This is a genomic window from Pseudomonas sp. OF001, assembly GCF_904426495.1.
Taxonomy (GTDB): domain Bacteria; phylum Pseudomonadota; class Gammaproteobacteria; order Pseudomonadales; family Pseudomonadaceae; genus Geopseudomonas.
On record NZ_CAJGBM010000045.1, the window covers coordinates 68,730 to 88,859 of the forward strand.

The following is a 20,130-nucleotide window of genomic DNA, read 5'->3' on the forward strand; positions in this document are numbered from 1 at the left end:
CCCACCGCCCGCGACGGGCGGCGGGGAGATGCGGTTGAGCGTTGTGCGGGATTCAGAGCTTTCCGCTGGCGAGGAACTTCAGCATCACGCCGTTGAACTCCTCGGGGTCCTCGTACTGCGGCCAGTGCCCGGCCTCGGTCTTCATCACGTACAGCTGGCCCCTGGGCAGGCGCGGCAGGGCGGCCTCGGCGGCGGCCACGTCGTGGATCGGGTTGTGGGTGGTCCACAGCAGCAGGGTTTCGCACTGCACCTGCTCCAGCTCGATCATGTCGGGCTTGCCGCCCTCCTTGACCCGCTTGAGGCGCGAGTAGATCAGCGGCGCGCACTGCTGGTAGCCGACCGAGGAGTAGAAGGCCAGGCGGGTGGCGATCAGCTCGTCGCTCAGCAGGTGCCAGTTGCCTTCGAACAGCAGCCACTGCATGCGCTCGCGGATGCTGTCGAAGGTCGGCGCCTGGCCGAAGCTGCGGGCCGACAGTTCGGCCAGGTACTTGAGGTCGGCGCGGCCCTTGTCGCTGACCACCGGGATGCCGCCGGTGGTGTTGAGCACCGCGCGCCCGATGCGCTGCGGGTAGCGCACGGCGAAGTCGCCGGTGACCACCCCGCCCAGCGACTCGCCGGAGATGTGCGCCTGCGGGATGTCGAGGACATCCATCAGCTCGCGCAGCTGCTCGACGTAGTCGGCGATCGAGTACTCGATGTCGGTCTTCTTCGCCGACAGGCCGTGGCCGACGTAGTCGAAGGCGATCACGTGGTAGTGCTCGCCGAGGGCCACCACGTTCTTCGCGTAGGCCTCCAGGTGGCCGCCGATGCCGTGCATCAGGATCAGCGTCTCGGCCTTGCCCTTGCCGGCTTCGGCGATGCGGGTGCGACCGTAGGTGGGCAGCTCGACGAAGCGAATCTCGGCGCCCAGGAAATCCAGCCAAATGCTCATGTTCGATTCTCCGTGGTGCCGGTCAGGCGATCTGGTTGCGCTTGTGGCCCCAGTCGCTCATCTCCGAGTAGCTGCGCACTTCCCAGGTGGCTTCGTCGATCACCACCCCGCCCCAGCCCATCTCGAAGTTGAAGCCGGACGGCGTGCGCGCGTAGAAGGAGAACATGCGGTCGTTCGGGTGGTGGCCGAGCTCCAGGGCCACCGGGATGCCGGCCTTCACGGTGCGGTCGTAGGCCAGGCCGACGTCGTCGATGTCCTCGACCTGGAACATGATGTGGTTGAGGGTCTTGGTCGCCACCGGGTTCTCGGCGGTGGCGATGGAGTGGTGGCGGCCGCTGGCGGTATGGAAGAAGGTCGCGTCGACCAGCAGGCCGGGCATGATCTCCTCGCGGATGTAGTCGCTGACCCGCAGCTTGAGCACGTCCTTGTAGAAGCTCAGGGTCTGCTCGCCCTTGCCGGCCTTGGCGAACGGCAGGATGTGGCCGACGCCCAGCTCGCCGCAGATGAAGCGGCTCTTCAGCACCTTGGAGCGGAACACGTCCTGCAGCTCGGCGACATGGGCGCCGAAGAAGAATTCGTGGGTGAAGCCGTTGGGGTCCTGGCAGGCGTAGGCCTTCTCCACCTTGCGGCGCTTGAGGATCTCGGCCGGCAGCGCGGTGACCTCGACGCCCTTCTCGCGCAGCTCGGCCACGTAGGCTTCGAGGCCCGCCTCGGTCTTCAGCTGCCAGCCGGCCACCAGCAGGTCGTCGGCGCTGTTCTCCTCGAGGAAGATCCGCTGCTGGTGCTCGTCCATGCGCAGGCTCATGCCCTGGGCGTCGCGCTGGCCCACATGCATGCCGAGAATCTCGGTGGCGAACCAATGCCACTGTTCCAGATCGCTGACGCCCAGACCGACGTAACCGAGTGAGTTGATCTCTGCCACTGCTCGTTCCTCTGTTGTTTTTATAAGTGCCCCTGAGCGGGGCTTCGTCTTGCGAGGAACATTGCGAGCGGCGTGCCAAGTTCGTGGAGGCCGCCAGGATCGACAGGAAAATCCTTTTCAATCAGACAGATAGAGAATCTCCTGCCGCAAGCGGAAGGCTCGCACCGGCGCCTCGGCCGTCGGGCCGGCCTTGCGAAAATTCGCAAGCCTCAGAAAATCCGCGATGAAAAATCGCAACTTTCCCTTGCCGGCGCCGGAGCGGGCGGGCGAAGCTGAAAACGGCCGCCAGAGCCCTCGACAAGCAAAGAACGACAACGGACATCACCATGACCACGACCGAAAACAGCGCAGGCGCAGGCAAGGGAATGCGCGGCGACGCGCGTGGCATCATCACCGACCTGCGTTTTCCGGACATGCAGGACCTCGCCGAGCACCTGTACTTCAATCCCCGGGAAGGCCTGATCTGGCTCGGCGAGAAGCGCATGCTGCTGGTCCACGCCGAGGCCTTCGGCGCCATGCGCCAGGAGCTGCTGGAGTCCATGGGCGTCGAGTACACCCGTGGCCTGTTCACCCGCATCGGCTACCTCACCGGGCTGCGCGACGCCGAACTGGCGATCAGGACCCGCACCAGCGGCTCCCAGCTCGACATCCTCGCCGCCGGCGCGCAGCTGCACGCGCTGTCCGGGATGGTCGAGGTCACCCCGGTGTGCGTCGAGTTCGACCAGAGCAAGGGCTACCTGTACGGCGAGTTCATCTGGAAGCACTCGGTGGAGAGCGACCTGCACGTGGCCAGCAACGGCACCAGCAGCGACCCGATCTGCTGGATGGAAGTGGGCTACAGCTCGGGCTTCCTCACCCGCCTGATGGGCAAGCGCATCCTGGTGCGCGAGACCGAGTGCCGCGCCAGCGGCGACGAGGTGTGCCGCGCCGTGGCCCGGCCGGTGGAGGAATGGGAGGATGCCGAGGAAGACCTCAAGTACTTCCAGCCGCGTGCCGCCGACCACCGCCGCGGCGAGCCGGCCCCGCCGCCGTCGAAGCGCTCCGAACCGGCCAGCCTGGGCCCCGCCCCCTTCGGCCTGAGCCAGCCGCGCAGCAACCTGCCCGAGCTGGATCGTCCGGTGGGCAGCTCGGCGGCCTACCACGCAGTGCTGCACAAGATCCTCCGCGTCGCCAGCACCAACGCCACCGTGCTGCTGCTCGGCGAAAGCGGGGTGGGCAAGACCATGTTCGCCCACGAGGTGCACGCCAACAGCCGGCGCGCCAACGGCCCCTTCGTGGAGATCAACTGCGCAGCCATCCCCGAGGCGCTGATCGAGTCCGAGCTGTTCGGCGTGCAGCGCGGCGCCTACTCCGGCGCCACCGAGCCGCGCGCCGGTCGCTTCGAGTTCGCCGACGGCGGCACCATCTTCCTCGACGAGATCGGCACCCTCAGCATGACCGCCCAGGGCAAACTGCTCCGGGTGCTGCAGAGCGGCGAGCTGGAGCGCCTGGGCAGCAACAAGACGCTCAAGGTGAACGTGCGGGTGATCGCCGCGACCAACGAGGATCTCGCCGTGGCGGTCAAGGAGGGGCGTTTTCGCAGCGACCTGTTCTACCGCCTCAACGTGTTCCCGGTGACCATCGCCCCGCTGCGCGAGCGCAAGGACGACCTGCCGCTGCTGCTCGACGTGTGCATGACCAAGCTGTCGGCGCTGCACGGTCGCCGGCTGACCGGCATCACCCCGCGCGCGCTGCAGGCGATCCTCGACTACCACTGGCCGGGCAACATCCGCGAATTCGAGAACGTCATCGAACGCGCAGTGATCCTCGCCGATGACGACGAGGCCATCGACCTGCGCCACCTGTCCGGCCTCAATCTGGCCGAGCAGCGCGAACGGGTCGGCACGGTGAGCTGGGAGGCCGCCCCGGCCATCGGCATCCGCCTGCCGGCGGGCGAGGAAGTCGGCGTCGGCATGGGCCTGCAGGACAACGCCAGCCGCGACCAGCTGCAGGCGCTGGCCCGGCGCACCCTGCAGCGCGGTCCGGTGCGTCTCACCGAGATCGAGGAGGTGTATATCGAGGTGGCCATGGAGCTCAGCGAAGGCAACGTCTCCAGGGCCGCCGGGATGGTCGGCTACACCCGCGCCCAGCTCGACTACCGGCTGAAGAAGATGGCGCAGGGCGAAGGCTGAGGCGGCCGGCAAAAAGAGCTGCCGTGCCTGGGAACGGCAGCCACGAAAGGCGATCGAAGAGGACCGCAAGCCCCGCCCCGGGCACGGGCGGGAAGATCACCGAGGCCTCGACGACCGCTCGCCATCATGATGAAAAAAAACCTGAGGAAGGCCGCCCTCTGGCCGGGACTGCTGATCTGGGCCGCTTGCACGGCGTTCGCCGCCAGCGCGGCCGAACGCCCGCTACGCCCGGAAAGCCCGGTGGTGAGGGCCCTGGTGGAAAGCGCCTCCCGCGACCTCGCAGCCGGGCGGACCGAGCAGGCGGCCGCCACCCTGGAGCGCGCCCAGCGCATCGAACCGGGCAATCCGGTGATCGTGCACTACCTCGGTCAGGTTCGTTTGCGCCAGGGCAACTTCCAGCAGGCCGAGGCCCTGGCCGCCAAATCCGACGTCCTCTCCGGGGGCGACCGCACCCTGCGCGAGCGCAACGTCTGGCTGATCAATGCCGCCCGGCAGGCCGCCGTGCAGGGACTTCCCCCGGCGGAAACCGCGGAGCCCGTGGATGACGAGCAGGTCGCCCTGCAACAGCAGCTCTACGAGGAAATCGAGAAGCGCCAGCAGGCCGAAGCCCGGGCTGCCGACTTGCGCGAGCGGCTGGCGCAGGAGCAGGCCCGCAGCAACCAGCGGAGCTGGTCCCGCGACGCGGAATACGAGGACGATTTCGAGGAGCCGGGCATGCAGGCGGCGGCGCTCGACACGACGCAGGAGGCGGAGATCTACCGCATCCCCCGTGGCCATCTTCCGCCACCCGGGCGATGCCGCATCTGGTTTCCGGAACGCTCGCCAGGCAAACAGCCGCCGCCCGGCGACTGCCGCAAGTTGCGCCATCGCGTGCCGGCGGGCGCCTGGCTGGTCGGCTCCTGACCAATGAATTGGCTAAATGTTGGGACCGGGCGCAAAGGCCCGTAGGGTGGGCTTTAGCCCACCAACGGCGATCAGCGTGGGCTAAAGCCCACCCTACAAAGAGCCGCGCCTCATGCATGGCGCCTTGAATGTGCCCCTTGCGATGGCTTGCCCTGATCCGCTGCTCAACGCAGCCGCCGCACCCCCCCCAACGCCGCGACGAACAGCAGGGCGATGCCCGCGAACACCGTCGCCGGCGCCGCGGCCGCACTGCCCGCCGGCGCCAGCCCCAGCCAGCCGGCCAGCTCGGCGCTGCCGGCGGAGGCGGTCAGCACGCCGATCAGCGATACCCCCAGCGCCCCGCCGCCCTGGCGCAGCAGGGTGATCACCGCGGTGCCTTCGCGCAGGCCGCCGGGCACCACCACCTGGGCCATGCCGGTGTACAGACCGGGGATCACCAGGCCCAGGCCGATGCGGCAGAGCACCACCGCCACGGCGATCCACGCCAGCTCGCGGGCCCAGGCCAGCAGCGCGCAGGCCAGGGCGAAACAGGCCAGCCCGCCGGCCACCACCAGGCGCGCGGACAGCCGGTCGACCACCCGCCCGGCCAGGCTGGTGCTCAGCGCCAGGGCCACGCCGCCGAGCAGCAGGATGTTGCCGGTGGTCAGCGCCGGGATGCCCAGCGCGCCCTGCATGAACACCGGGATCAGGAAGGTGGAGCCGTACATGCCGGCGCCGTAGGCGACGCTGACCAGCGCCGCGGCGCGAAAGCCCGGGCTGGCGAACAGCGCGAAGGGCAGCAGCGCATCCTTGCGAGCGCGCTCGACGCGCCAGAACAGCCAGGCCGCGCCCAGCCACAGCAGACACAGCGCCGCGGCCAGCAGGGCGGAACGCTCCAGCACCAACGGCGTGGCGAAGGTCAGCGTCACCAGCACGCCGAGCAGGGCCAGGCCCGGCCAGTCGAAGCTGCCGCCCTCCTCCCGCTCCGCCGCGCTGCGCGGCAGGCAGAACCAGCCGAGGCCCAGCGCCAGCAGGCAGGGCGGCACGCCGAGGGAAAAGGTGCTGCGCCAGCCGATGTGATCGACGAACCAGCCGGCGATGGTCGGCCCCAGCGCCGGGGCCAGCACCACGCCGAGGCCGTACAACGACATCGCCCGGCCCTGGCGTTCCGGCGATGCCGCCGCCAGCACCAGGAACATCGACAGCGGCTGGATGACCCCGGCACAGGCGCCCTGCAGACCGCGGGCGAGCAGCATGGAGAGGAAGGAGTCGGACAGCGTGGCGGCCAGCGAGGCCAGCGCGTAGAGCAGCAGCACGCCGAGAAACACCTGGCGCGCGCCCCAGCGCCGCGACAGCCAGGCGGCCAGCGGCGCGGTGAGCACGGTGGCGCCGAGGAACAGCGAGGAGAACAGCTGCGCCACCCGGTGGCTGACGGCGAACTCCTGCATCATCGGCACGATGGCGATGTTGATGGTGGTCGCCGACATCACCACCGCGAAGGTGCCGACGATCAGCGCGGCAGTGGCGCCGAGGGCAGCGCCCTGCACGGGCGCGTCCTCGGTGCGCAGCGACGGGTTTTCCAGCGTGGTCATTTCCGTGTCTCCGCTGGTCCACCCAGCTCTGTCAGTCGAACGCGGCGTCCGCGGTGGTCACCGTGCAGAAGCGGCCGATGCTGGCCACCGAGTTGGCATGCTCCTGGGCCGAAGGCGAAGCGCAGCAGTCCTCCAGCAGCACCACGTCGAAGTCGCGGTCATGCGCGTCGCGTACTGTAGCCTGCACCACCGCCTGGGTACTCACCCCGCTGCAGTAGATGCGCTCGATGCCCTCGCGCTTGAGCAGCAGCTCCAGTTTGGTCTGGTAGAACGGCGAGACGCGGTGCTTGACGATGTCCCACTCGCCGGCCTGCGGCGCCAGCGCCGCGTGCACCTGGCCGCCCCAGGCGTTCATCTTGAGGATGCCGTTTTTCGCAATCGGGCCGAACACCTGCGAGTTCGGATTGGCTTCGCCGTGGTCGTCGGAGAAGGCCACGCGCACGAAGGCCACCGGAATGCCCTTGCTGCGCGCCTTGTCGATGGCCGCGGCGGTGCGCGCGACGATCTCCCGCGAGCGCACCTGCTCGCCCAGCGGCGACTTGCCGCTGGCGCCGTCTTCGTGGATCAGGTCGTTCTGCATGTCCAGAACCAGATAAATGCTCTTCATTGTTTCAAGTCTCTGCTGGGTTGAATCAGTCGCACCACAGGGCGCCGTTGATGTCGAGGATTTCGCCGCTGATGAAGCCGGCCTTGTCGGAGAGCAGGAAGGCGATTGCTTCGGCCACCTCCTCGGCGCGGCCCATGCGGCCGAGCGGGATCAGCGCGCGCAGGGTCTCGGGGAAGGTCGTGGTCATGTCGGTGGCGATGGGGCCGGGCGCCACCGCGTTGACCCGCACGCCGCGGCTGGCCAGCTCCTTGGCGAGGAACTGGGTCAGGCTGTGCACCGCCGCCTTGGACATGCCGTAGGCCACGTTGCCGGCGCTGGCCTGCTCGGCCGGGTCCAGCCACGGGCGGGCGTTGCCGCCGTTCTTGCCGACCACCGAGCCGATGTTGACGATGGCGCCCCTGCCCCGCCCGGCCATGCGCCGACCGACCAGCTGGCAGGGAATCAGCGTGCCCTGCACGTTGATGCGCAGCACCCGCTGCAGCTCGGCCTCGTCCAGATCCAGCGCGCTGCCTTTGGAGACCACCCCGGCCACGTTGACCAGCGCGTCGATCTCGCCCAGCTCGCGCTCCACCTCCTCCACCACCGCCGCCACGCTGGCGCGCGAAGACACGTCGCAGGCGCGGAAGCAGGCGCCGGCCGGCAGCGTCGCCGGCTCGCTCAGATCCAGCGCCGCCACCCGGTAGCCCTGCGCGGCGAGCAGGCGGCACGCCGCGCTGCCGATGGCGCCGCCGGCGCCGGTCACCATTGCCACGGCCATCTCAGCGACGCTCCGCAGCGGTGTGGCCGGCGATGCGGCCGAACACCAGGCCGCGCAGCACCGAGGTGCCGCCGCAGTAGTTGCCGAAGTACATGCCGGCGGTTTCCCCGGAGGCGTACAGGTTGCGGATCGGCTCGCCGTCGACGTTGATCACCCGCGCCTGCTCGTCGGTCTTCAGGCCGCCGAAGGTGAACACGTTGGCGGAGATGATCGGGTAGGCCAGGTACGGGCCTTTATCCAGCGGCAGCGCCCAGTTGCTCTTCGGCGGGGTCAGGCCTTCGGTGGCCAGGCCGTCGAGCTGCAGCGGGCGGTACTCGCCGGGGCGGCAGGCGGCGTTGTACTCGGCCACGCTGCGCTCCACCGCCGCCACCGGCAGCTCCAGCTTGGCCGCCAGTTCGGCCAGGGTCGCACCCTCGATAGCCGGCTGGTCGGTGCGGATGCCGAGGCGATAGTTGGGAATGTCCTTGACCTTCTGGTCGAGGATCACCCAGGCGATGCCGTCGGTCTGGGCGAAGATCTTGCGGGTGACGCGCTCGTACCAGGCATCCACGGTGCCCGGCGCCTCGTCGGTGAAGCGCAGGCCTTCCTTGTTGAGCAGCACGCCGTAGGGAAAGATGAAGATCGACGGCTCGGAGATCCCCGAGCGCGGGTCGACCGGCTCGGCGTGGTAGCTGCCGTACTCGCCGGCGGCGGCGGCGCCGACCTCCAGCGCCATCTGGATGCCCTCGCCGCGGTTGTAGTAGCCGCCCTTGCACACCGGACGCATGAAGGAAGCGCGCGGGCCGACGTAGCGGCTGAGCATCTCCAGGTTGCCCTCGAAACCGCCGCAGGCCAGCATCACCGCGCCGCCGAAGCGGATCTCGCCACGGGCCGGCGAGTACGCGCGCAGGCCGACCACCTCGTTGCAGCCGGCGGTGAACAGGCCGCGCGCGGTGGTCTCGTAGAAGAACTCGGCGCCGAGCGCCTCGGCGCGCGCCGCCAGCGCCTCGACGATGGCCTCGCCGCCGCCCACCGGCAGCAGGCGCGGCTGGGTGCTGGTGAGGAACTGGGTGGGCAGGAAGTCGAACTTCACGCCGTTGTCCTTCAGCCACTGCACGGTGCCCGGCACCTCGGCGGCGAAGGTGCCGATCACGTTGGCGTCGATGCTCGCCAGCGCGCGGGTCTGCACCGACCAGGCGCTGCGCTCGCTGAGGCTCTCGGCGACGAAGTCCGGGTCCTGGTAGTAGCCGGAGTTCTCCGCCAGGAAGGCGTCGAAGTCGTCGGTCACCTCCTCGTGACTCTTCATGCGGAAGTAGGCCTCGGTGAAGCGGGTCTGCCCGCCGCGCTCCTCCTTCTTCGCCCGCTCCAGCACCGCCACGCGCAGGCCGCTCTCCGCCGCCGACACCGCCGTGGACAGCCCCGCGGCGCCGCACCCCACCACAATCAAATCGAAATTCAGATCGGTCATTTTTGAGCCTCCCTCTGGTGGTTGTTACGATAGGAAGGCGCCGGCCACGGAACGAGGCCGGCCGAGCTAATGGGGCATTAGAAAAAGATGAAGAGCCGGATCGACAAACTCTGGGCCATGCAGGTGTTCACCCGCGTGGTGGAATGCGCCAGCTTCAACCGCGCCGCCGAATCGCTGGACATCGCCAACGCCACGGTGACCGCCAGCGTGCGCAACCTGGAGACCCACCTGGGCGTCACCCTCCTCAGCCGCAACACCCGCACCCTGCGCCTGACCGACGCCGGCGAGCGCTACTTCAAGCACTGCGTCGAGCTGCTGCGCCAGGTCGAGCAGGCCGAATCCGAGGTGATGGAGCAGACCGCCAGCGTCCAGGGCCAGCTGTGCATCGAGTCGCCGGCCGCCTTCGGCAAGGACGTGATGGCCCCGCTGCTCGCCGAATTCGGCGCCCGCCACCCGGACCTGCGCATCGCCCTGCGCCTGACCGACCACCCCGAGGGGCTGATCGAGAGCGGCACCGACATGGCCATCCGCATCGACTCGGTCAACGACGCCGACCTGGTCGCCCGCCCGCTGTACCAGGCCCACTACGTCGCCTGCGCCACCCCTTCTCTGCTGGAGAAGCTCGGCACCCCCGACCACCCCGCCCAGCTCGACCCCGCGCAGTGCCTGGGCCTGTTCCCCAAGAGCAGCTACACCCCGGCGCGCTGGTCCTTCACCCTCGGCGAGGAAGCCCACGACCTGCAGCCGATGGGCAAGCTGAACTTCAACAGCACCGACGCCCTGATCGACGCCGCGCTGGCCGACCAAGGCTTCATCTATGTGCTGGACGTGTTCGTCAACCGGCTGCTCTCCCAGGGCAAGCTGGTGGAACTGTTCCCCGGCTGGCAGACCTACGGCCGCACCTTCTTCACCGTCACCCCCAAATCCCGCTTCGTCGCCCCGCGCACCCGCGCCTTCATCGAATTCCTGCTGGCAAGCCTGGACGCCCAGCGCCGGCCGGCGCCGGGGGCGAGTGTGGGATTGCATGTGGGGAGACGGGGGCGGGGGTGATAGCTAGAGGTCAAGGGGTGTCGATAGCGACGATGCGGGTGTCCGGGCTGATTGCAAGGCTCCCGGCGCATTGTCGCTAGCCGTTGCACACCTTCTCGACGTAGGCATCCATGAACCAGTCAGGGACCTCTTCGACCTTGAATTCAAGGTCGGTCCCATCCGTCACTTCGGCAAGCAGCACCAGATCGGCACCGGAGTTATCGAAGATGTAGGCCCGGTTCGACGCGGCAACCGCCGCCGGCAGAAGGCCGAGGCAGCGGCCGTAGCGCTGGACGATTTTCTCGGTCGGAACCGGATGCCCACCTGCCGCGACACGGTTCCTGACCCGGTTGATGTTGATCTCAGGATCTTCGGTCGCCACGAAGTAGAGGTAGGTGCGGTATCCGGACTCTCTCGCCTTGAGCATGAAAGCGACTTTGTCGTCGCTGGACATCACCGTTTCAAAGGTGAACGACAGCCGGGCGTCGAGGAGCTTGCTGCGGATGAAGTCGGAGAACACGGAGGCAAAATAGGAGTTCATTGCGACCGCCTGGAAATCCAGCCCGTTGTTGCTGAAGCCTATCTTCGCTGCCTCCTCACCGAGCCGGGCGGACTTGACCAGTCGATGATCCCGGAGAAAGCCGAGAACGTCCTCAGCGGCAACTGCCAGCTGGAAATCGCCGAACTCCAGGCGGCCGCTCTCTTTGGCGGCCTTCTCGATCTCGTCCGGGTTGATGTAGATGCCGATCAGGTGGGGAGGGATGGCACTTTTCATCGTGCTCTTGCCGGAGCCGTTGGGGCCGGCAAAGACCCTCAACCGAGGGACAGTCATGAGCAGCTACGCACCTTGATCACGCCACCCAGGGTCACCTTGTGCTTGGGCTTGGCCGCCCTGATGACCTTGCGCTTGCCGTCGGCAGTGGTTTCGACAAGCATGCCGCCCACAACCTCCATCACGCTGCGGCCAGCAACCAGCGCGTTGATGTACGCGGTATTGACGGCGCCTTCGGCCATGACCGGGATCTTGTCTTCCAGCAGGTTCACCAGCTCGTCACTCAACACTCGTTCGGCTTGCATGTCGCGCTCCACATGGTCAGAGCGTGCAGAAACCTGCACTTCACCAGCATCTTAGCCCTGCGAACCTGTTGGCAACAGGTCGAAAGCTCTATCTATCGGCGCCATTCTAGAGGAGTGACGCCCAGAACCATACCGTTCAAGAGATGGTCGCAGGGCAATCGCATGAATGGCTTCCGAGCCCGGCCAATCACTGTAGGGGCGAATTCATTCGCCAACGCGGCCATGTCAGGCGAATGAATTCGCCCCTACAAAACGGGAAATCGGCTCCACGCGATTGCACACCCGACCAACCACATAAGAGCCACTATGATATCCTTTAACCGGATATCCACCTGCCAAGGGTCAATATAGTGGACTTCTCATTCGCAGACCGCAGCGAAATCCTCCAGGAGCTGGGCCAGCGTCTGCGCCTCCAGCGACTGGCGCAGGAACTGACCCAGCAAGAGCTGGCCGGCATGGCCGGCGTCGCTCCCGGCACCATCAAGAAGCTGGAGGGCAACGGCACCTCCTCGCTGGAAACCGTGGTGCGCGTGGTGCAGGCCCTCGGGCTGACCGATGAGCTGCAGTCGCTGTTCGTGCTGCCCAGCCAGTCCATCGCCCAGATGGAACAGGCCGAACAGGCCCGGCAGACACAGCGGGTACGGGCGCCGCGGAGAAAGCGCCCATGAAAAAGCTCGACGTGTACTACTGCGGCTGGGGTGAGCACTGGCGACTGGGCACCCTGGCCGACGACGGCGCCAGCCTGCTGTTCGAGTACTCCCCCGAGGCACTGGCCCAGAAGCTGGAACTGTCGCCCCGCCACCTCAAGTTGCGCGCGCAGGCCTACGGCGGCTTTCCTGCCTACCAGCATCGCCTGCCGGGACTGGTGGCGGACGCCCTCCCCGATGGCTGGGGCCTGCTGCTAATGGACCGGCTGTTCCGCAGGCAGGGCATCAGCCCCGGCCCACTCGACCGCCTGGCCTTCATCGGCGACCGTGCGCTGGGGGCGCTGAGCTTCGTGCCCGCCGCCGCCCCGCCGCTGCCGGAAGCCAACCTGCAACTGCTGGCGCTGGCGCAGGAAGCGCAGCAGGTGCTCGCCGGCGAGGAGTCCGCCGTGCTGATGGAGCTGGTGCTCACCGGCGGATCGCCGCAGGGCGCCAGACCCAAGGCGCTGGTGCAGTATGACCTGCAGGCGCAGCAGGTCAGCACCCTGCCCGGCGCCCCCGGCGAACCCTGGCTGGTGAAGTTCCAGGCCCAGGGCGAGCACAAGGAGGTGTGCGCCATCGAGAACCTGTACGCCGAACTGGCGCGCGCCTGCGGGCTGCGCATGCCCGCCACCACCTACTTCGACCTGTCGCCCAGGCTGGCCGGCTTCGGCATCGCCCGCTTCGACCGCGCCGGCGAACAGCGCGTGCCGGTGCACAGCCTGGCCGGCCTGCTGCATGCCGACTTCCGCCTGCCCGCGCTGGACTACACCACCTTCCTGCGCGCCACCCGCCTGATGACCCGGGACCAGCGCGAAGTGGAACAGGCCTTCGCTCACGCGGTATTCAACGTGGTGTTCCACAACCGCGACGACCACGCGAAGAACTTCGCCTACCGGCTGGACAGCGACCGTCGCTGGCGACTCGCCCCGGCCTACGACCTGACCTTCAGCCAGGGACCGGGCGGCGAACACCAGACCGACATCTGCGGCGAAGGACGCCTCATCACCCGTAGCCACCTGCTCACCCTCGCCAGCCAGGGCGGGGTGGAACCTGTCGAAGCCAATGCGATCATCGAGCGCATCCTCGAACAGGCCGGGCATTTCCGCCAGCGGGCGAGCGGGCACCCGATCCGGCGCGATACGGTGGTGGAGATTGCCAAGGTGATTGAGGAGTGTCGCAGTGCAGTTGCATAGCCAAGTCTGCTCCCTCGCCGATCTATCAGGTTCACTACGTCGCCTCGCTGGTCGATCTGGGCGTCATCTACGTGCTGGGCGTGTTCGTCAACCGGCTGCTCTCCCAGGGCAAGCTGGTGGAACTGTTCCCCGGCTGGCAGACTTGCGGGCATACCCTCTTCACAGTCACCCCCAAATCCCGCTTCGTCGCCCCGCGCACCCGCGCCTTCATCGAATTCCTGCTGGCGAGCCTGGACGCCCAGCGCAGGCCGGCGCCGGGGCGAGTGTGGGGTTGCTTACGGGGAGACGGGGGCGGGGGCGAGGGTTGACAGACAGTGCGCCGACACTTTCCCATTGATTGACAGCTATCGGTCAGAAGTGGGCATTTGGAGTTCCCAATGGAAAAACACATCGCCATCATCGACGCTAAGCAGTTGTCCGACGTCAACCCAAGTCTCAGGGATCCCGTTGAATACCGCAAAAGCGGTCTTAGCCTCAATCACATCGTCGGCTGCCCGCTCGATTGCAGCTATTGCGTACGACACCTGTTCGAAAACTTCGATCAGCGGACGCCCCAAGCACTGATGAGTGACGAGCAAGCGTTTGAGCAGCTCATCTCGCATCGCTACTTTCAGCCTCACATCACTCCGATTCAGCTGTTCAATCGGGCAACAGATCCCATGCTGCCCGAAGTCAAACCCCATACGCACAACCTCTTGCGGTTGCTGGATCAGGCTGGCCTCACGAACAACGTTTTGGTCATCACTCGCTGGCGAGTGACGCTAGAAGACTGCGAGCACTTCAATGCCCTGCGCAACATCAAGCTGACGATATTGGTGACCTATTCGGGAATCAACGACCCCAAGGTTGAGCCCATCAAATCATCAATCGCTGCCAACAGCCTACGTATCCTGTTCCAGCACGCACAGCGGTACCGGGCGTTGCTTTACTGGCGCCCTATCATCCCAGGGCTCAATGACTCGGCGGAGCACATCGCCCAGGCTGCAGAGTTGGCTAACCATTCGCATGCGACGGTCTTCAGCGGATTGTTCTATCGTAGGGAGATCGCCCAGTACTACCAGAGCCAGGGCATTCCCGAACCCTACAGCTCTACCGCGAGGCGCAAGCTGCTGCCGCTGGCGGAGGAACAGAGATTGCTCAGGATGTATGAGGTGCACTCCCCTGGTACGCCCATATTTCGTAAAACCTCTTGTGGTGTTGCCTACGCTCACCGGCAACCAGATTACAACGGCCATTTCGGCATCACCGAGCTGTGTGACACCTGTCCAACTGCTCAATATTCGACGTGCAAAGCGGCATGGAAAAGGCCTGATGAAGCGCTGCTCAACACCCTGTGCACGACCTTGGGGGCAGAGGGTGAACCACTAATAACCGACAGAGCGATCATCGTTCGAGGCTTGGACGAGCAGCGGCGATATTTCATGCAGCACACGCTAGGATACCAAGTGCACGATGCCGACAAGCCACACCATTACGACCGCCATGGCCGCGCCGAAGCGCAGAGGAGTCTCTGATGACTGACACCGACTTTCTGTGGCCGTCCGAGCCCATCGTTATTGTCGACGTCGAAGGCAACGGACACAACCCTCCGGATCTGGTGGAACTCGCCATTGCTCCCTTTCCAGTGACTGAAGGTGAGCAGCCTTTGAGCTGGCTGATCAAGCCACCCAATCGAATTACGTGGCAAGCAAAACGGGTGCATGGCATTGGCAACTCGAAGGTAGAGAACTCCCCAAGCTGGGAGGAAATTCGGGCCGACGTCGAACAACATCTGCAAGGCAAATGGTTTGTCGCCCACAATGCCTCTGTTGACTACGGGGTTATGAAACGCCATCTGCCCGACTGGACCCCCGTTGGCGTGATAGATACGTTGAAGCTCGCGCGGCACGTGTATCCCGATGCCAAGAGCCATAGCCTCTTGGCGCTTTTGACGATGACCGGCTTACAGGATGAAATTTTATGCGATCTGCATCGAGCCGGAGAGGATGCACGCGTTACCGCCCTACTCCTGAACCGCCTCATCAAGGACTCCCTCTCCAAGAGCTGGATTGAAGTGTGCAAGATCGCCCAGCTCAAAACGCAAACCGACGAACAAGCACCTGCACCGGAGCAAGGAAGCCTATGGTGAGCCCAGTTGTCATCGGCGTTGCCGGTACTCATTCGACCGGCAAGTCCACATTCTGCAATGACCTGAAGGTGTCCCTTGAGCTGAAGGGCGTACACGTTGCGACCATCCCTTCGTTCGGAAAGCTTGCGGTCGAGCAAGGCATCGCCCTTCTGACCCAGCATACGTATGACTCAACGATGTGGTTTATCGACAGAACGCTTGAAGCACAACAAACGGCCTGTGCCAACGCTGACGTCGTGCTGGTTGATCGCCCCATTATCGACGCGGTGGCCTACTGGTATGCGGCGGTTGAGTATAGAGGAGCATCCGCCGCAAGTTATGAGATTGATGCCATAGACGCCCTCATGCTCAGCCATTGCCAAAACTACACGGCAGTCGTAGCAACCAAGCTGGACACCTCAGTGGCACTCGGCCCAGGGCGAGACACTAACAGCCACTTCAGGGAGTTGGTTGACACCCACCTGCACCAGCTCCTAGGCCGCCTCGGGATTAAACACCGCGTGCTCTTTCCACAAGTGCGCGAATCTCTACTAGCAGAGCTACAAACCGACGTTTTTCAGCGCATGAGGTTGTTATGACTGCACCTATGCAGGGCTTCCTTGCGGGCAAGGTAGTTCGTCGCCTTGGATTTGGGACGATGCGGTTGACCGGGCCTGGGATATGGGGGCCGCCCGCCAGCGAAAAAGACGCGATTCACTTGTTGCGCACTGCCGTGGAATCAGGCGTCCAACACATCGACACTGCGGACGCCTATGGGCCACACGTTGCGGAATCACTTATCCGCAAAGCGCTGCATCCGTATGCAGATGATTTGATCATTGCGACCAAGGGGGGGTTCACCCGACAAGGGCCTGGTCAATGGACGCCGTGCGGTGTCCCAGCGTACCTGCGCCAATGTGTGGAACTCAGCTTGAGACAGCTCAATGTCGAAGCGATTGATCTCTACTACCTGCACCGGGTTGACCAAAATGTTCCGCTGACTGATCAGCTAGGAGAGCTGGAGAAGTTGCGCACGGAAGGCAAAATCAAAGCCCTGGGAATGTCCAAGGTCAGCGTCGCTCAGCTCCAGCAGGCAACAGCAATCGCCCCGATTGCCGCCGTCCAAAACCCCTTCAACCTGTTGAACCCTCAATCGGCTGACGTCGTGAGCTGGTGCGAGCGTAATGGTATTCCGTTCGTTCCATACGCTCCGTTAGGTGCCGGCAAATGCCTTGAAAGGCAGGTCTCGGGTGGTGAAAAAACCTCGCTTACTCCCGGGCAGGCTCTAAGGTGGTTACTAGACTACTCTCCCGTCATGTTCCCAATACCCGGCACCTCAAACATCGCCCACCTTGAAGAGAATTTGCGGGCAGACGTGAGCTTGCAGCGTTAGTCGCTCATCAATTGGTCTTGGATAAGCCGAAACAGCTCGGCTTGGTGACGAAGGCGGGACTTTTTCAGAGCTTCCTTAGCGTCTGTTTTGGGTCGGTAGCAGACTGCTCACCACTCCGACGAGATGGGGCTGCCTCATCGGCACGCCCCACTCCGAGCGCAACTCAGGCCCCCACCCGCCCCTCCCCCACCACCCTCAACAACTCCGGCAACACCTGCTCCCAATCCCCCACCACACCAACGCTGGCGACCTTGAAGATGTCCGCCGCCGGGTCCTTGTTGATGGCGACGATGCGGGTGTCCGGGCTGATGCCGGCCAGGTGCTGCGGGGTGCCGGAGATGGCGACGGCGAGGTAGATGTCCGGGCTGACGAACTTGCCGGACACGCCGACCTGGCGCACCACCGGGACCATGCCGGCGTCGACCGCGGGCAGGCTGCCGCCGAGGCTGCCGTCCAGGCGTTCGGCCAGTTCCTCGAGCAGGGCGAAGCCCTGTTCGTTGACCCCGCGACCGCCGGAGACCACGATGCGCGCGCTCTCCACCGGAGGCAGGCGCTGGCCGCTGGTAGTTTCCTCCACCGCCAGCGGAGCGGGCAGGAGGGTAGCCAACTCCAGGCGTTCGCACGGCGGCTCGGCGCTGGCGGCCGCTTCGGGCTTGCCGAGGCGCAGGCAGGCGACGGCGTGGCCGGAGGCCTGGGTCATGCCCAGGCGCAGGCGGCCGCCCCAGGTGGCGCGTTCGGCCTCCAGACCTGCCTCGGTCCAGCGCAGCGCGTTGCAGCGGCCGAGGGGCTGGGCGTCCAGTGCTGCCGCCAGGTGCGCGGCCAGTTCCTCGCCGTCGGCGCCCGGCGTCACCAGCAGCAGGCGCTGCGCGGCGGCGGGCTGACGGCGCACCGCGTCGGCGCCGGCCAGTGCCAGGGCGGCGGGTTCGGCGTCGAGAGCCAGCCCGCCATGCGCGGCCAGGCAGATGCGCGCGGCGCCGGCGACGGCCGCGCGGCGGGCGCCCTCCTCGGCGCCGGCGTTGCCGAGCAGCAGCGCGGCGAAGCCGAGGCCGGCGTCGGCGGCCACCCGCTGGGCGGCGCCGAGGGTCATGTCGAGGGCGTCCTCGCCCCAGGCCAGGGGGATCAGGGCCAGTATCTCGCGTGCTGCGCTCATGCCGCGTTCTCCTCTGCTTCGCCACGCAGGTAGCCGGCCAGCGCGCGGGCCTGGCTCGGCACGTCGCCATCCAGCAGCCGGCACTGGCCGCCGCGCTGCACTGCGCGGGCCGGCGCCAGGTCGGCGAGGCGGACGCTGCTGTTCTCCCCTGCGCTGGCAGTCACGCTGTCGAAGGTCATCTTCTTGGCCAGCATCACGTTCTTCATCAGCGGGTGGCGCAGCTTGTTGCGCCGGTCGTTGGTCACGGTGGCCAGCAGCGGGCCGGCGACGGCGTGCCACTGCTGGCGGATGCCGCGCTCGCGCAGCAGGCGCACGCGGCCGTCCTGCCATTCGGCGTACTGGGCCAGGGCGAACAGCGGCAGGCCGAGGCGCGCGGCGAGCAGCACCGGCAGGCTGCCCTCGTCGAGGTCGCCGAACTCGCGGCCGATCAGCAGCAGGTCGGGAGTGCCTTCCGCGCCGATCAGCCCGGCGATCTGCGCCGCGCTCAGGCGCGCGTCCCAGGGCCGGCACGGCTGCAGGTCGAGCAGGCGCAGGCGGTCGGGCTTGAAGGCGGCGACGCTGCGCAGCAGGTTGTCGTTGTTGCTGCCGCCGAGCACCAGCACCTCGATGCGGCAGTCCTCGCGGGCATCGCGTAGCTTGAGCGCCAGCTCCAGGGCGCCCTCGTCGAACGGGCCGAGCTGGCGGCGCGACTGGCCGCTCTCCTCGATCAGCCCGGCGGCGTCGATTCGGATGTCGTGCAGCGGGTAGCGGTTGTCGGCCACGCCGGCCAGCAGTACCAGGATGTTCATCGGCCCTTCCCCCTCAGCTCTGGCTTGCGGTAGCGGCGGCCAGGCGGCCGAAGATCGCCGCCTTGCCCAGCGCCGAGCCGGTCATGTAGGCCGCGCCGTGCAGTCCGCCGACCATTTCGCCGGCAGCCAGCAGGCCGTCGATGGGCGCGCCGAATACGTCGTACACGCGCATCTGCGCATCCACCTTGACGCCGCAGTAGGTGCCGAACACCGCGGCGGTGGACGGGTAGGCGTAGAACGGCGGGCGGGCGATGGTGCGCAGCGCGCCGTGCAGGTGGACCAGGTGGCGGCGGCCGAAGGCCGGGGTTTCGCCCGCGCCGACCGCGGCGTTGTAGGCGGCCACCTCGGCGAGGAAGTCGTCGACCGGCAGCTCCAGCAGCTTGGCCAGTTGTTCCAGGCTGTCGGCCTCGACGAACAAGCCCTCTTCCAGGCGGCGCTCGAAGTCGAGGATGCGCACGCGGTCGTCGCCGTTTTCCATGATGTCGCGGTCGAGGATCTGGTAGGTCACCCCGTAGGACTGCTGCATGCAGGCGTCGCCGAGCAGCTTGTAGGACAGCGACTCGTCGACGTAGCGGCGACCCTCCTGGTTGACCGCGATGGCGCCCTTGTACACGGCGAGGCAGGCGTGGTGGTTGTTCTCGTCCATCGGGTGTTTGCCGAAGGTGCCCTTGATGTGGACCATGTCGCGCACGTCGGCGCCCAGCGCCCAGGCCATGCGCAGGCCGTCGCCCTCGTTGCCCTCGCCGCCGATGAACACGGCGTTGTCGTACAGCGGGGCGAAGCGGTGGATCAGCTCGCGGTCGTGGACGAAGCCGCCGCAGGCGAGGATCACCCCGCGCGCGGCGCGGATCTCCAGGGCTTGGCCGCCCTGCTCGGCGCTGGCGCCGATCACCCGCCCGCCGGCGCTGCGCAGCAGGCGGCGGGCGCGGGTGTTGCGCAGCACCTCGACCTTGCCGGTCTTGAGCGCGGCCAGCTCCAGCTGGCGCACCATGTCGGCCGGGTCGACGTTGTGCACGCGCGGTACCGACTGCCCGGAGGCGGTCTCGATCACCGGCTGGAAGGCCACGCCGTGGGCCTTGAGCCATTCGTAGGTGGCTAGTTGGTGGTCGGCGTAGGCGCGCACCAGCGCCTCGTCGCACTCGCCCTTGCCGACCTCGACCAGGTCGCGGTACAGCAGCTCGGCGGAATCCTCGATGCCGCGCTCGCGCTGCAGGTCGGTGCCGGCGAAGGCCAGGCAGCCGCCGCTCATCGCCGAGGAACCGCCGGTGGCGGCGGTCTTCTCCAGCAGCAGCACGTCGACGCCGGCCTCGGCGGCGCTCAGCGCGGCGGCGAAACCGGCCAGGCCGCCGCCGATCACCAGCAGTTGGGTATTCAGGATCTCGCTCATGTTCATCACTC

At 66.7% G+C, this 20,130-nt stretch carries 22 protein-coding genes; 10 read left to right on the forward strand and 12 right to left on the reverse strand.

The features are described 5' to 3' along the window. Positions 1 to 52: 52 nt before the first annotated feature. The 3 genes from RA210_RS18075 to RA210_RS18085 all read right to left on the reverse strand — a co-directional run bounded on the left by RA210_RS18075 (position 53) and on the right by RA210_RS18085 (position 2,168). Positions 53 to 931: an alpha/beta fold hydrolase gene (locus tag RA210_RS18075; RefSeq protein ID WP_201487529.1), complete on the reverse strand. Its 879-nt coding sequence runs from the start codon at positions 929 to 931 to the stop codon at positions 53 to 55. A gap of 22 nt (positions 932 to 953) precedes the next feature. After that, the gene (locus RA210_RS18080) at positions 954 to 1,853 is read right to left on the reverse strand and encodes a VOC family protein (RefSeq protein ID WP_201487530.1); all 900 of its coding nucleotides are present in this window, start codon (positions 1,851 to 1,853) and stop codon (positions 954 to 956) included. Positions 1,854 to 1,970: 117 nt separating this feature from the next. Then, positions 1,971 to 2,168 (reverse strand): hypothetical protein, encoded by a 198-nt coding sequence (locus RA210_RS18085; RefSeq protein ID WP_201487531.1) that lies wholly within the window; start codon positions 2,166 to 2,168, stop codon positions 1,971 to 1,973. Positions 2,169 to 2,179: 11 nt separating this feature from the next. On the opposite strand from RA210_RS18085, the gene RA210_RS18090 reads away from it, so the two are divergent. Further along, a complete protein-coding gene (locus RA210_RS18090; protein ID WP_201487532.1) occupies positions 2,180 to 4,024 on the forward strand; it encodes a sigma-54-dependent Fis family transcriptional regulator in 1,845 nt (614 codons plus the stop codon). Between the two features lie 126 nt (positions 4,025 to 4,150). Then, a complete protein-coding gene (locus RA210_RS18095; protein WP_201487533.1) occupies positions 4,151 to 4,927 on the forward strand; it encodes a tetratricopeptide repeat protein in 777 nt (258 codons plus the stop codon). A gap of 164 nt (positions 4,928 to 5,091) precedes the next feature. On the opposite strand, the gene RA210_RS18100 is transcribed toward RA210_RS18095, so the two are convergent. Genes RA210_RS18100 through RA210_RS18115 form a run of 4 tightly spaced genes read right to left on the reverse strand, consistent with a single transcriptional unit; the run spans position 5,092 to position 9,309 of the window. Continuing rightward, positions 5,092 to 6,498 carry an MFS transporter gene (locus RA210_RS18100; protein ID WP_201487534.1) on the reverse strand — a complete coding sequence of 469 codons (1,407 nt, stop codon included), beginning with the start codon at positions 6,496 to 6,498 and terminating at the stop codon, positions 5,092 to 5,094. A gap of 31 nt (positions 6,499 to 6,529) precedes the next feature. Then, positions 6,530 to 7,105, reverse strand: a complete 576-nt coding sequence (locus RA210_RS18105) for a cysteine hydrolase family protein (protein ID WP_201487535.1) — start codon at positions 7,103 to 7,105, stop codon at positions 6,530 to 6,532. 25 nt (positions 7,106 to 7,130) lie between these two features. Next, complete coding sequence (locus RA210_RS18110; protein ID WP_236574801.1) at positions 7,131 to 7,862, reverse strand: SDR family NAD(P)-dependent oxidoreductase; 732 nt, start codon at positions 7,860 to 7,862, stop codon at positions 7,131 to 7,133. Between the two features lies 1 nt (position 7,863). Beyond that, on the reverse strand, positions 7,864 to 9,309 hold the full coding sequence (locus RA210_RS18115; protein ID WP_201487536.1) for an FAD-dependent oxidoreductase: 1,446 nt from the start codon (positions 9,307 to 9,309) through the stop codon (positions 7,864 to 7,866). Positions 9,310 to 9,396: 87 nt separating this feature from the next. On the opposite strand from RA210_RS18115, the gene RA210_RS18120 reads away from it, so the two are divergent. Then, positions 9,397 to 10,359, forward strand: a complete 963-nt coding sequence (locus tag RA210_RS18120; RefSeq protein WP_236574802.1) for a LysR family transcriptional regulator — start codon at positions 9,397 to 9,399, stop codon at positions 10,357 to 10,359. 76 nt (positions 10,360 to 10,435) lie between these two features. Here RA210_RS18120 and RA210_RS18125 read toward each other — a convergent pair whose 3' ends face one another. Both RA210_RS18125 and RA210_RS18130 read right to left on the reverse strand, forming a co-directional pair. Then, positions 10,436 to 11,170 (reverse strand): zeta toxin family protein, encoded by a 735-nt coding sequence (locus RA210_RS18125; protein ID WP_201487537.1) that lies wholly within the window; start codon positions 11,168 to 11,170, stop codon positions 10,436 to 10,438. Next, complete coding sequence (locus RA210_RS18130; RefSeq protein ID WP_201487538.1) at positions 11,167 to 11,415, reverse strand: hypothetical protein; 249 nt, start codon at positions 11,413 to 11,415, stop codon at positions 11,167 to 11,169. Before RA210_RS18130 ends, RA210_RS18125 begins: the two co-directional genes overlap by 4 nt. Positions 11,416 to 11,765: 350 nt before the next feature. Between RA210_RS18130 and RA210_RS18135 the strand changes: the two genes are divergently transcribed. The 7 genes from RA210_RS18135 to RA210_RS18165 all read left to right on the forward strand — a co-directional run bounded on the left by RA210_RS18135 (position 11,766) and on the right by RA210_RS18165 (position 16,794). Then, on the forward strand, positions 11,766 to 12,083 hold the full coding sequence (locus RA210_RS18135; RefSeq protein ID WP_201487539.1) for a helix-turn-helix domain-containing protein: 318 nt from the start codon (positions 11,766 to 11,768) through the stop codon (positions 12,081 to 12,083). Then, positions 12,080 to 13,294 carry a type II toxin-antitoxin system HipA family toxin gene (locus RA210_RS18140; RefSeq protein WP_201487540.1) on the forward strand — a complete coding sequence of 405 codons (1,215 nt, stop codon included), beginning with the start codon at positions 12,080 to 12,082 and terminating at the stop codon, positions 13,292 to 13,294. The genes RA210_RS18135 and RA210_RS18140 overlap by 4 nt, the downstream gene beginning before the upstream one ends. After that, positions 13,273 to 13,602, forward strand: a complete 330-nt coding sequence (locus RA210_RS18145; RefSeq protein ID WP_201487541.1) for a hypothetical protein — start codon at positions 13,273 to 13,275, stop codon at positions 13,600 to 13,602. The genes RA210_RS18140 and RA210_RS18145 overlap by 22 nt, the downstream gene beginning before the upstream one ends. A 69-nt stretch (positions 13,603 to 13,671) precedes the next feature. Beyond that, entirely contained in the window at positions 13,672 to 14,808 is a 1,137-nt protein-coding gene (locus tag RA210_RS18150; protein WP_201487542.1) for a radical SAM protein, read from the forward strand. Next, positions 14,808 to 15,422 carry a 3'-5' exonuclease gene (locus RA210_RS18155; protein WP_201487543.1) on the forward strand — a complete coding sequence of 205 codons (615 nt, stop codon included), beginning with the start codon at positions 14,808 to 14,810 and terminating at the stop codon, positions 15,420 to 15,422. The genes RA210_RS18150 and RA210_RS18155 overlap by 1 nt, the downstream gene beginning before the upstream one ends. Then, the gene (locus RA210_RS18160; protein ID WP_201487544.1) at positions 15,419 to 16,000 is read left to right on the forward strand and encodes an AAA family ATPase; all 582 of its coding nucleotides are present in this window, start codon (positions 15,419 to 15,421) and stop codon (positions 15,998 to 16,000) included. Before RA210_RS18155 ends, RA210_RS18160 begins: the two co-directional genes overlap by 4 nt. Further along, positions 15,997 to 16,794, forward strand: a complete 798-nt coding sequence (locus RA210_RS18165; RefSeq protein ID WP_201487545.1) for an aldo/keto reductase — start codon at positions 15,997 to 15,999, stop codon at positions 16,792 to 16,794. The genes RA210_RS18160 and RA210_RS18165 overlap by 4 nt, the downstream gene beginning before the upstream one ends. Positions 16,795 to 16,957: 163 nt before the next feature. Here RA210_RS18165 and RA210_RS18170 read toward each other — a convergent pair whose 3' ends face one another. From RA210_RS18170 to RA210_RS18180, 3 genes are read right to left on the reverse strand one after another with little or no spacing between them, the layout of a single operon-like run. Continuing rightward, positions 16,958 to 17,944, reverse strand: coding sequence for an electron transfer flavoprotein subunit alpha/FixB family protein (locus RA210_RS18170; protein WP_201487546.1), 987 nt, complete (start codon positions 17,942 to 17,944; stop codon positions 16,958 to 16,960). After that, on the reverse strand, positions 17,941 to 18,732 hold the full coding sequence (locus tag RA210_RS18175) for an electron transfer flavoprotein subunit beta/FixA family protein (RefSeq protein WP_201487547.1): 792 nt from the start codon (positions 18,730 to 18,732) through the stop codon (positions 17,941 to 17,943). The genes RA210_RS18170 and RA210_RS18175 overlap by 4 nt, the downstream gene beginning before the upstream one ends. A gap of 13 nt (positions 18,733 to 18,745) precedes the next feature. Beyond that, positions 18,746 to 20,119, reverse strand: coding sequence for an FAD-dependent oxidoreductase (locus tag RA210_RS18180; protein ID WP_201487548.1), 1,374 nt, complete (start codon positions 20,117 to 20,119; stop codon positions 18,746 to 18,748). Between the last annotated feature and the right edge of the window lie 11 nt (positions 20,120 to 20,130).

Coding starts and splice junctions, on each gene's coding strand:
- RA210_RS18090 (WP_201487532.1), top strand. CDS start 2,180: ATGACCACGACCGAAAACAGCGCAGGCGCAGGCAAGGGAATGCGCGGC.
- RA210_RS18155 (WP_201487543.1), top strand. CDS start 14,808: ATGACTGACACCGACTTTCTGTGGCCGTCCGAGCCCATCGTTATTGTC.
- RA210_RS18100 (WP_201487534.1), bottom strand. CDS start 6,498: ATGACCACGCTGGAAAACCCGTCGCTGCGCACCGAGGACGCGCCCGTG.
- RA210_RS18075 (WP_201487529.1), bottom strand. CDS start 931: ATGAGCATTTGGCTGGATTTCCTGGGCGCCGAGATTCGCTTCGTCGAG.
- RA210_RS18180 (WP_201487548.1), bottom strand. CDS start 20,119: ATGAGCGAGATCCTGAATACCCAACTGCTGGTGATCGGCGGCGGCCTG.
- RA210_RS18140 (WP_201487540.1), top strand. CDS start 12,080: ATGAAAAAGCTCGACGTGTACTACTGCGGCTGGGGTGAGCACTGGCGA.
- RA210_RS18175 (WP_201487547.1), bottom strand. CDS start 18,732: ATGAACATCCTGGTACTGCTGGCCGGCGTGGCCGACAACCGCTACCCG.
- RA210_RS18130 (WP_201487538.1), bottom strand. CDS start 11,415: ATGCAAGCCGAACGAGTGTTGAGTGACGAGCTGGTGAACCTGCTGGAA.
- RA210_RS18125 (WP_201487537.1), bottom strand. CDS start 11,170: ATGACTGTCCCTCGGTTGAGGGTCTTTGCCGGCCCCAACGGCTCCGGC.
- RA210_RS18120 (WP_236574802.1), top strand. CDS start 9,397: ATGAAGAGCCGGATCGACAAACTCTGGGCCATGCAGGTGTTCACCCGC.
- RA210_RS18095 (WP_201487533.1), top strand. CDS start 4,151: ATGATGAAAAAAAACCTGAGGAAGGCCGCCCTCTGGCCGGGACTGCTG.
- RA210_RS18150 (WP_201487542.1), top strand. CDS start 13,672: ATGGAAAAACACATCGCCATCATCGACGCTAAGCAGTTGTCCGACGTC.
- RA210_RS18115 (WP_201487536.1), bottom strand. CDS start 9,309: ATGACCGATCTGAATTTCGATTTGATTGTGGTGGGGTGCGGCGCCGCG.
- RA210_RS18170 (WP_201487546.1), bottom strand. CDS start 17,944: ATGAGCGCAGCACGCGAGATACTGGCCCTGATCCCCCTGGCCTGGGGC.
- RA210_RS18105 (WP_201487535.1), bottom strand. CDS start 7,105: ATGAAGAGCATTTATCTGGTTCTGGACATGCAGAACGACCTGATCCAC.
- RA210_RS18110 (WP_236574801.1), bottom strand. CDS start 7,862: ATGGCCGTGGCAATGGTGACCGGCGCCGGCGGCGCCATCGGCAGCGCG.
- RA210_RS18165 (WP_201487545.1), top strand. CDS start 15,997: ATGACTGCACCTATGCAGGGCTTCCTTGCGGGCAAGGTAGTTCGTCGC.